This is a genomic window from Bacillus sp. ISL-47, from assembly GCF_018613175.1.
In the GTDB taxonomy this organism is placed as follows: Bacteria; Bacillota; Bacilli; order Bacillales; family Cytobacillaceae; genus Cytobacillus.
The window spans coordinates 1-9667 of sequence record NZ_JAGGQS010000089.1 but is presented as its reverse complement, the minus strand read 5'-3'; the positions used below and the strand labels follow the sequence as shown (position 1 = coordinate 9667).

General features: G+C 39.1%; 10 protein-coding genes. 1 reads left to right on the top strand and 9 read right to left on the bottom strand.

The genetic code is table 11. From position 1 onward, the window contains the following. Positions 1–18: 18 nt before the first annotated feature. From J7I93_RS24410 to J7I93_RS24395, 4 genes are all read right to left on the bottom strand, one after another. Positions 19–654, bottom strand: a complete 636-nt coding sequence (locus J7I93_RS24410) for an FMN-dependent NADH-azoreductase (RefSeq protein WP_214729443.1) — start codon at positions 652–654, stop codon at positions 19–21. A gap of 292 nt (positions 655–946) precedes the next feature. Beyond that, positions 947–1096 (bottom strand): hypothetical protein, encoded by a 150-nt coding sequence (locus J7I93_RS24405; RefSeq protein ID WP_214729441.1) that lies wholly within the window; start codon positions 1094–1096, stop codon positions 947–949. Positions 1097–1472: 376 nt separating this feature from the next. Next, positions 1473–2705, bottom strand: coding sequence for a CNNM domain-containing protein (locus J7I93_RS24400; RefSeq protein WP_214729439.1), 1233 nt, complete (start codon positions 2703–2705; stop codon positions 1473–1475). Between the two features lie 121 nt (positions 2706–2826). Beyond that, positions 2827–3168 carry a DUF6054 family protein gene (locus tag J7I93_RS24395; protein ID WP_214729437.1) on the bottom strand — a complete coding sequence of 114 codons (342 nt, stop codon included), beginning with the start codon at positions 3166–3168 and terminating at the stop codon, positions 2827–2829. A gap of 154 nt (positions 3169–3322) precedes the next feature. Between J7I93_RS24395 and J7I93_RS24390 the strand changes: the two genes are divergently transcribed. Continuing rightward, on the top strand, positions 3323–4573 hold the full coding sequence (locus J7I93_RS24390; RefSeq protein ID WP_214729435.1) for a TolB family protein: 1251 nt from the start codon (positions 3323–3325) through the stop codon (positions 4571–4573). Between the two features lie 133 nt (positions 4574–4706). Here the strand turns inward: J7I93_RS24390 and J7I93_RS24385 are convergent, their stop codons facing one another. From J7I93_RS24385 to J7I93_RS24365, 5 genes are all read right to left on the bottom strand, one after another. After that, positions 4707–5396, bottom strand: coding sequence for an ABC transporter ATP-binding protein (locus J7I93_RS24385; RefSeq protein ID WP_214729433.1), 690 nt, complete (start codon positions 5394–5396; stop codon positions 4707–4709). 1 nt (position 5397) lies between these two features. After that, positions 5398–6351, bottom strand: coding sequence for an ABC transporter permease (locus J7I93_RS24380; protein WP_214729431.1), 954 nt, complete (start codon positions 6349–6351; stop codon positions 5398–5400). A gap of 28 nt (positions 6352–6379) precedes the next feature. Beyond that, on the bottom strand, positions 6380–6853 hold the full coding sequence (locus J7I93_RS24375) for a nitrous oxide reductase accessory protein NosL (protein WP_214729429.1): 474 nt from the start codon (positions 6851–6853) through the stop codon (positions 6380–6382). Beyond that, entirely contained in the window at positions 6843–8201 is a 1359-nt protein-coding gene (locus J7I93_RS24370) for a right-handed parallel beta-helix repeat-containing protein (RefSeq protein ID WP_214729427.1), read from the bottom strand. Before J7I93_RS24370 ends, J7I93_RS24375 begins: the two co-directional genes overlap by 11 nt. A gap of 127 nt (positions 8202–8328) precedes the next feature. Further along, positions 8329–9390: a multicopper oxidase domain-containing protein gene (locus J7I93_RS24365; RefSeq protein WP_214729425.1), complete on the bottom strand. Its 1062-nt coding sequence runs from the start codon at positions 9388–9390 to the stop codon at positions 8329–8331. Positions 9391–9667 lie beyond the last annotated feature (277 nt).

The following is a 9667-nucleotide window of genomic DNA, read 5'->3' as shown; positions in this document are numbered from 1 at the left end:
TCACCCCCTCCTACTCGATTAAAATGTTTGAGCCATATCCTTTGCACGGGCAATGGCATTTGCTTTGATTTCTTCTGCTTTGTCTGGCATTGCATTATGTCCTTCTACGAAGATGCCATCGAATGAAGGTACGCCGAAGAAGTTCATCATGATATTTAGGTAACGGTGTCCCATTTCCATTTCAGCTGCAGGGCCTTCAGAATAAATGCCGCCGCGCGCTTGAATGTGAAGGGCTTTTTTGTCAGTAAGCAGTCCAATTGGGCCTTCTGCTGTGTATCTAAATGTTTTGCCAGCTACAGCCACAGAATCAAGGTAAGCTTTCATAACTGGAGGGAATGAGAAGTTCCAAAGCGGTGTGACAAAAACATACTTATCAGCTGCTATAAATTGCTCACTTAACTCCGATAAACGGCCAACTTTTGCTTTCTCATCGTCGGAAAGTTCCTCGAATCCTTTGCCGGTTTGAAGCTTCCCCCAACCACTGAACACGTCAACGTCGATTTGCGGAATGTTTTCCTTGTAAAGGTCCACGTGAACGACTTCATCATTTGGATTTGCTTCCTTATATGCATCAATGAAAGCTTTTCCTACTGCCATACTGTATGACATCTTATCATCATGAGGGTGTGCTGTAATATACAATACTTGCGCCATAATTCTATCACCTTTCCATATTGAATTGACATTTTAGTTTGAATCAGAAATGAAGTATGTATTCATCTGCAGTATGAACCATTTTTATTCTGAATTCGAGATAATGATATTCGAAATAAAAATGAAATTCAACTCATTTGCTCAGACTTTATTTCTTTACCCAAAAAGTAGAAAAATATTCCTATTAAAGGATATATATAAATCGTTCCAACAAGGAAAACGCATCTCCCCGCATCTCTTTTGAGAAACTATCAAAATTTGACGCAAAAAAAGACCCAAAAAGGGTCTCTCATTAAGCTTGTTCTTCGGGAGCGTATGGATTGCGCCCGATGCTTTTTCTCATTTCATCTGTCATTTCGAAAGGGATATTTGTGTTTGTTTCTTCACTTTTTTCATAATTCATTTGTACGCTTCCATCATAATGATATGGCTTTTGGTCCATCTTCAATCACCCCATGATTTGTTATTGGTTTATTATATACTAAAAAAGACCTATTTTATCAGAAATTTTTATTTCGAGTAAAAATTCCTTTTATATATTTTGCGATAATAACCTTTTTTATAATAAACTCTGGAAAATGGTCTGTTGATTATGATTCATTCAACCAACATCAGGCGGTCAATTATCCTCCTAAAGCACTATCCTATGGGGTCTCCCTTCCATCCGAATTCCCGCACGACCTTGATTATGGGTTATTGAATAAATATCCCACTAATGAAATGCGGTTTGCACTCTCTGCTCCAATTGCCAGGGTGTTGAAGGTTTTTACAAAGCTAATAAAAAAGCATTACTCCCTTATGGGGAATAATGCTTAAAATTATTGGGGTGTCTTTTTTTTAATTTCTACAAGCTTTAGTCTGTTTTCATCAATGGATTTTATCTCAAAATGCAGATGATGGTATTCAAAGGTTTCGCCTTCTTCAGGGAAATGGCCCATCTCTTTTAAAAGGAATCCTGCAAGTATGTCCTCATCCTCAGGAATTTTGGTTTTAAAGACTTCGTTTATCCGGCGGATGGCGAGCTTTGCATGAACAATAATATGGTTATCCGTTAATTCTTCGATAAGCACTTCACTGTCTTCATCCGTCTCATCTTCAAATTCTTGTCCAAGCATCGCTTCAAGGATATCCTCATGTGTGATAATTCCTTTAGTGCCGCCATATTCATCGAGAACAATGGCAAGATGCTTTCTTTCTTTCATCATCATTTTGAAAACTTTATCTATGCTGTGGAATTCATATACAAATAGGGGTTCCAAATCAGTAAAGTCTTTTAATGTTTTCTCTCGCTGGGTGGACCAGGCAAGCAGAAGCTTAGAATGGAAAACACCTACGATATTATCCATATTTTCTTTGTAAACCGGATACCTTGTAAACCGGTTATCCATGACAATGTCCTTTGCTTCTTCAATGGTCGCATCAAAAGGAATACCTTCAATTTCCATTCTTGGTGTTTTAAGAGCATCGCGGACATCGAGATTGTAAAAATCAATAACCCCTTTTATCCTCTGTGTTTCTTCCTCATGAAAGGTTCCTTCACTAGTCGCAATATCAACCATTGTAATAAGCTCTTCCTTCGATACAGAGACAGATTCAGGTGCATTTTTAGATAATAATTTAATAATGGCTCTTGTAAATTTGGACAGCAGCCAGGTCAATGGTTTAAAAATGACTAATAATAGCTTTATAACTGGAAACACCAGATACGCAATTTTATCAGCAAATGTTGCGGCAATCGATTTAGGAAGAACTTCTGCAAAGATAATGAGCGCAACGGTAAGGATACCGGTTGCCACTCCCACATTGAATCCATATTCAATGGCAATGATGGTTACAAGGGTTGGCAGCATAATATTTGCGATATTATTGCCAATCAAAATAGCCGTGATTAATTCATCTGGCTTTGAAACAAGCTTTAATAGCTTTTGTGATTTCTTATCACCGTTCTCTGCTTTTGATTTTAATTTCATTTTGTTAACGGCTGTTAATGCTGTTTCACTTCCCGAGAGGAAGAATGACATAAGCATGAAAAACAGAATAGCGATAAACAAAGTTCGTTGCCTCCATTAATAGTACGTCTGTATTCTTATTAGTACCCACTTTTTATCTGCAAAACTCCTGCAGTATCCATAATTATAAAGCAGATTAAGGTAACATGGAAAAGAAATGCTTTTATTCTATACGATGGCTATATAGCGCTTTTTTAACACACTCGATAAAATCTCCTCCAGCACCCCAATCAAATCGAAAAAATGCTCCCTGTGAACTCCCTGAAGAAACCGCATGAACGTTTGTAATCCCGTTAAAATTGTCAATTGTCACTGTCATGGATGCTCGGTTGCTCGTTCGATAATAAAATTTTTCAAGTACAATGACATACAATTCATGTTCACAAGAAAACCTTTTATACTCATCAATTAATGTGCCAGATATACTTCCATTGACGATGGCATTAATAATGAACTTCCCTGCTTCCGAAGGATTCAGATTAACTTGTAAGTCGCATAGATCCAATCTCTGCATCCCCTTTCTTGTTTGTATGCACACTAACTTTTACGAAATTAAGATTTAAAACGTTTCATTTTCCATGAATTTTTTCAATAAAAGCACGGACAATGCCAATAATAATGTGTGCAATGTCAAATAACCTGGAAGGAAGGAAGTAATATTGAGAAAGCTGCTTTTACTTATTTGCTGTTTCTTGCTCATTATCCCTCCTGCAGTTATGGGCGAGACACAAGAACAACAACTCACATCTGCATTTATACGAAATGGATTTTTATGGATAAAAATGGGCAATAAAGAGGAGAAAATCACTTCCGAACCTGCTGTTTTTTATAGCACGCCGGAATGGTCATATGATGGACAATGGCTTTTATATGAAAAAGAAGCAAAGGAGCCCATTAGTCCCAATTTGGATAATCAAACGGAGATCTGGGTTTATAATTTGAAGACACAGAAGCATAAGCGGATCTTTCATGATGGAGGAAATGCCAAGTGGTCACCTGCAGAAAACATGGTAGCTTTTACAAGCGGCGGAGTGCTTAATGTATCTGATTTGAGTCATTTTTATAATGTGGCTTTAGGGGTGGATGATTTTAATTGGTATCCAGACGGGAAAAGCTTTATAGCTTCCTCAGGTGCTGTTCCCAGACCGACTGGCTGGACAAACCCTGTGCTTTATAAGATTCCCTTACCTGCGGATTTAGAAAACATCAATCTGACTGAGAATGCCGAAACGCTTTATACAATACCCACAGAAATCGGGAACGGTAAAACTAAAATCATGTCCATAAATGCTACAACGTTTAAATTTTCTCCAGATGGTAAGTGGATCTCATTCATCGTCAACCCTACCGCATCTTTATCAATGGATAGCGATATGGTTTGCGTCATTTCAGCTGACGGTAAAAATTTCGAGGTACTCGATGAAATGATTCTGCATCTGGATGTGCCGAAATGGGCACCTTCTAAAAATTTATTGGGCTATATTGCCGGTGGCGGCAGGATTGTAATGGGGTTCAAAAATAAAAAGTTAAAGGTAACCGAACTGCCTGCTTATAAAACCATGAACCTTACTCCGCCAAATTTTGCAGAAATGGGTTTTACCTGGGTGGACGATCAAACGTTAATTGCCTCGAGAGTAGACGAAAGCGAATGGTCCAATGATCCACAAAAGCGTCCCGAACCAACGCTTTGTTTAATCAGCTTGAATAGACCGCAGCAAACAAGGATCACCTACCCGAAAACATCAATTGGGGACTATAATCCCCTCTATGTTAAGTCCGCAAATAAAATAACGTGGATCAGAAAAAAACTGGCGCAATCAGCGGGCGACATTTGGATTGCTGATGTCAACGGCAAAAATGCTAAATTGTGGGCCAGAGGTGTTGAAGATTATTCGTTTTATGTGGAGTAAAGAATAGGTTTAATCGTAGAGTTTTTATGAAGTTTTTTTTGCAAAAGGTGAAAATATAGTCATTTTACCGAAACGAAAAGCGATTCACTCCATTAGGAATCGCTTTTTCGCGTTTATGCTCCCTCACGTTTCTTTAGCTGCTCGCTTTCGTGATTGCTAAAAATACTTCCTCAAGTGTGCTGCAGCTGTATTCTTTATACACCTTTTTAAGAGTGCCGTATGATTTTACTTTTCCATTAAATAAGATAAGGACCTTGTCGGCAATTTCGATGGCGTCCCGCATGATATGGCTGCTGACGATGACCGTTTTGTTTCTTTTTTTTAATTCCTTGATGATTTGTTTCAGCTGGATAACCCAATATGGGTCCAGACCGTTTGTTGGTTCGTCCAGTATATAAATATCAGTATCAGCAAGCAGGCATTGGGCAAGATTCAGCCGCTGCGACATTCCTTTGGAAAATCCGCCAACTCTATGATTCCGTTCCTCCCATAACCCTACTTTTTCTAATACCATTTTTATGGCTTCATGGCCTTTTTTAAAAAATTGGCCATAATATTGCAGAATTTCGATTGGAGTCAGTTCTGGAGGGAAATTCATTTGGTCAGGCATATAGGCAAAAGCCTTTTTCTGCCCGGAATGGAAGACAACTTCTCCTGTAGATGGTTTTTCTACACCGGTCAGGAGCTTGATCATTGTGCTTTTCCCCGCACCGTTTCCCCCGCATAAAACAACACATTCCCCTTCTTCTATTTGAAGATCCACTCGGGTTAAGGCCGTTTTCCTTTTATAAGACTTGGAAAGTTCCATTAATTCAAGGATCACTTTAGACACCCCTTTTCTTTAAAAGCTGGGTGGATGAAACAATGGTGATGAAAATAATGATAATAATCGATAATAGTAGAGATAGAGTTAAGATTCCATTGGTGCCCCACTGCTCAATCATTAAATATTCCGGACCAAACACATACTCGGAATTAAGTTTGGATATAGACCAAACCCGGATTGACTCAATAGGATTAAGTAAGATGAGGAAAAACAGGCTGCTTTGCTTAAGTGAATACGGAATCCAATCGATAACAGAAAAAATGACGAATTCATAAACAAATACAACCGTGCTCCAAAAAAATAGTGCCAGTGATAACCCTTGCATCCTCGTTTTAGAAACAGCCCCAACCAGCAGGGATGCTGAAGAGAAAACAAGGATCAGAAGCATATTTACCAGCATAAAGACTTGATAAATTCCCGCTGCGAATGAATTGCCGGCAATAGAAAAGATAAAGCCGAACATGCCATAGGAGACGCCCATGACAATGAACATGGAAAGTACCAGAGATAAAAACTTACTGCCCATGTAATAGCCCGCGGATGCTTGATAGGTTTTGTATAACGAAAACCTTCCGTTTTCTTTATCGGCAATAATTGAGTTGGCACCAAGAATCATGCAAATAATCGGGAGCAGCCAAAGAGAAAGGTTGATCAGCATGGCAATCGATCGATTATAGGCTGATTGGCTGACGGTTCCCGCTTTCTCTTCTTCCTGCTTGATTTCCTGAAGGCCATAGTATTCAGGATTGACGCCCATCGTTTCTATGTTTGTATTGACACTTTCCAGGCCGAATGTAACTTCAACCGGGTCAGATTTTACAGATTGAAGACCATAAAAATAAAGCAGGCCTGATAAGAAGATAAATAGAATCATAAAATTCAAAAGCCACCTGCTCCTCATCAAGAGCCGAAGTTCATACTTTGTCATGGAATACAGTAATAATGGTTTCATGATCATTCCTCCTCAAAGAGGTGCGGGTCTAATGGTTATGTTTCATTCCTGGTTTTTTTAAATTATTTATCTCAGCATTCAGCAGTTCTGCTTTTGTATACGCGTCTCCGCCATGCTCTCTCTGAAAAGCTGCTGCATCATCCTTTGACTTGAAAGCTGCAATTCCATAGCTCATCGGACTATCAATATTCTGGTCCTGGATAAATGAACTGGCATCAAATGATATCCATTCCTTTGACTGATAATCATGAACAAAGGCAGCTTCATACTCAGGATTTTCTGTCTGCAGGTATTCTGTCATACAGCCAATATCATCAAATATGATGGGCTTTCCGTTTTTCAAAATAAGCTGTGCAGCTGAATTCATTTCTTCAATTCCCATATGGCAGACCTCGCAGCTATCCTGGTTTTGTTTTATATCCACTGGCCCTGCCGCTGCAGAAGAACAGGCCGTTAACAGCAATCCCAAACCGATTGTGAGGAAAAAATGTTTAAGCCTCATGACGCTCCCTCCCGGATTTCACTAAGATAAATAAGCTTGCAAAAAGGGTTATGATAAAGAAAAGGATTTGATCCATGTCATGGCTGCTGGAGGAGAACTGTGTTACAGAAGTGTTTTCCTTCCATTTGACAGGTGACGGTTTTGCCAGGGGAGCATCATCGATGACCAGTGAATCAGATGGGATCGGTGTGTATTGTTCCACCGTGTTCCAAAGCTCCACGGCTGGACTCTGAAAAAACACCTGCAGTAAAGGCTCCTCGCTAGCTATCTGATAAAAAATGTCACCGCTTTTATATGCAAAGTCAACCTTGGTATCTTTATTCATATTTAATGAACCATGATCATCGTAATAGTTTCCATATTCATCTTTATTAAAATAATTGCTGTTATCTTTTTCAGAAATAATTTGCCTTGTATTTCGATAAAAGTTATTTAAATAGATTGTATTTTCATTAGAATTAATTCCGATTTCCAGCCCGGTATCGTTTGCCATAAAGGTATTAAATTCAAGTCTGTTTCTTTGGGCATTTTCCAGCACAATGCCCCTGAAATTTCCCTTTACGATATTGGAAGAAATTTTGGAGTCAAAGGTGTCATAGATAAACATGCCTGCTCCATCTATCTTAGTATTTAAATAGAAATAGTTTTCTATAATGAATATTTCGTAGCTTTGCATGATCATTAGGCCGTTTATGCTTTCGGTCACCTGGTTATGGGCGATCAGAACATTTCTTGAGTCCATCGTATGCACACCATACCGTGCTTTTGACATTTGGTTCCCTGTGACTTCACAAAAATCTGAATAAGAAACGTAGACGCCATCCTGGGTTTTATAAAAATAATTTCCCTTCACTATTGTATTTGGCGCTTCAACTAAGTAGATGCCATAACCCTTATGGCGTTTGGCACCATCGAAGCTCGAGACAATATTGTTTTCAAACTGGTGGCCATAAGAATCCCTGGCATAGATGCCGTGAAAAACATTATTAAGGGCATTATGATGAAGATAAGAACGGTCACCCTTTACATAGATTCCCGCATTTTGTGAACCGCTTCCCTCTATTTCAAGCCCTTCAACTATGACATCGTCAGCTTCTATTGTCAGTACATTTCCATTTTCTGGCCCAATAAGCTTTACGCCCTTTTCGCCAATAATATGAACCTTCTTCTCTATAGAAAAATTTCCCTTATAGCGGCCGGGTTCAATCTTAATAACAGATACATCCCTGTCGCTGGACAAGGCATCCCTAAGCTCTTCAGAATTCGATACTGTCAGTTCCTCACCGAAAACTTTTCCGGCCAGAATCAAACTAAAAAGGATAAGAAGGAATCCTATTTTTTTATACATTCAGCATTCACCTGCCCGGAAATTTCGCCATCTGGCCTTCAATCGGGTTAATGGAAGGCCAGAAAGGGATTCACATTTCTATTTTTTTCTTGTATAATTATTTTTAAGTTGAGTTTTTTATTTATATTTAATGGCTCATTGTAGCCTTGCCGTCGTCTTCTCCGGTCTCTGTTACCTTTAAGATTGCGACGGCTCCTTTTTGTGCATGGTTAAACTGGTGTGTAACGATTGGATAGCTGCCAACACGGGTTACAGTGAATTCGACTACCGCACCGCCGCTCGCTGGAAGCATGACCGTTTGCAGTCCTTTGTAACGATTAAATGGATTGCCATCGATGTAGACATCATCAAAGATTGTGCCTACTACATGGAATGAGCTTACTTCGTTTGGTCCTACGTTATTGATATATAACCTCACCTTATCTCCTACTTTTGCAAGAAGTGGCTTGTCTTTTAATGTGAATGTATCTCCATTTGTGTTAGGGTCTCCTTCTTTTAGAGCTTTAGTTGAGAAGACGACATGGCTTGGAACCCCATTTGTAAAATCGTCCAAATCGTTATACTTATACCATTCATTCTGGATAATTGTGTATTCCCTATCAATCTCTTTATCTGTTGGGTAGCCGTCTTTCGGTTTAACAATGATGGTGCCGTGCATTCCATTTGCTATGTGAGAGAGTACTGGTGATGTTCCGCAATGGTACATAAACACCCCGGGTTTGGTAGCCGGATAACTGAAGGTTCCCGTTTCATCTGGCTGTACATTCGCGAAATCCTTTGAAGGAGCTGCATGTACGGCGTGGAAATCCATGCTGTGCGGGATGGCAGGATCCATATTCTTCAATGTAAAATTAATCGTATCCCCTTCGTTTACTACTACTACTGGACCAGGAGCTTCCCCGTTAAATGTCCAAGCTTTATACAGTTTCCCTTTATCAATTTCGATATCTGTTATCTGTGATGTCATTTCAACGTTTACCTCGTTTGGCCCAACTCTTTCTACTTTTAAAGGAATCGGTTCCTGGTTCAAATCTTTATGAGGTGCTATTGCATTGACTTTGGTTGTTTCTGCTGCCAAGACCTTTTGTTCGGGCTGATCGGCTTTTTCCGTGACTGCCCCCTGATTGCATCCTGCTAATAAACCTATGCCAATTGCTGAAGTAAGCAGGTATTTTACTCCTTTTTTCATCTTCATTTCCTCCTCTTAATCTTTTGGTTTATCTGCTTTTATCATATGGCAAATAAAGACTTTTTTTGGTGATATTTCTCACAAGACTTCACAAATCTGTGAAGAGTTTGTGAATAAGTGATCGTACTTTTAACTGCCTATAAAGATAACAGATCTTTTACAACTAGATTACTTTGTAAAAAATTGTACCTATCTTCTACTAATCCGTTTATAATCAGTAAATGGAGTTTTTGTCTTTTATATAGGCTGTTTTCCTAAACTTTGTTGCTTTTCAAAC

Bases quoted from the DNA above. Each gene is read 5' to 3' on its own strand.
- J7I93_RS24370 (WP_214729427.1), bottom strand. From the start codon at position 8,201: ATGTATAAAAAAATAGGATTCCTTCTTATCCTTTTTAGTTTGATTCTG.
- J7I93_RS24365 (WP_214729425.1), bottom strand. From the start codon at position 9,390: ATGAAAAAAGGAGTAAAATACCTGCTTACTTCAGCAATTGGCATAGGT.
- J7I93_RS24410 (WP_214729443.1), bottom strand. From the start codon at position 654: ATGGCGCAAGTATTGTATATTACAGCACACCCTCATGATGATAAGATG.
- J7I93_RS24405 (WP_214729441.1), bottom strand. From the start codon at position 1,096: ATGGACCAAAAGCCATATCATTATGATGGAAGCGTACAAATGAATTAT.
- J7I93_RS24375 (WP_214729429.1), bottom strand. From the start codon at position 6,853: ATGAGGCTTAAACATTTTTTCCTCACAATCGGTTTGGGATTGCTGTTA.
- J7I93_RS24380 (WP_214729431.1), bottom strand. From the start codon at position 6,351: ATGAAACCATTATTACTGTATTCCATGACAAAGTATGAACTTCGGCTC.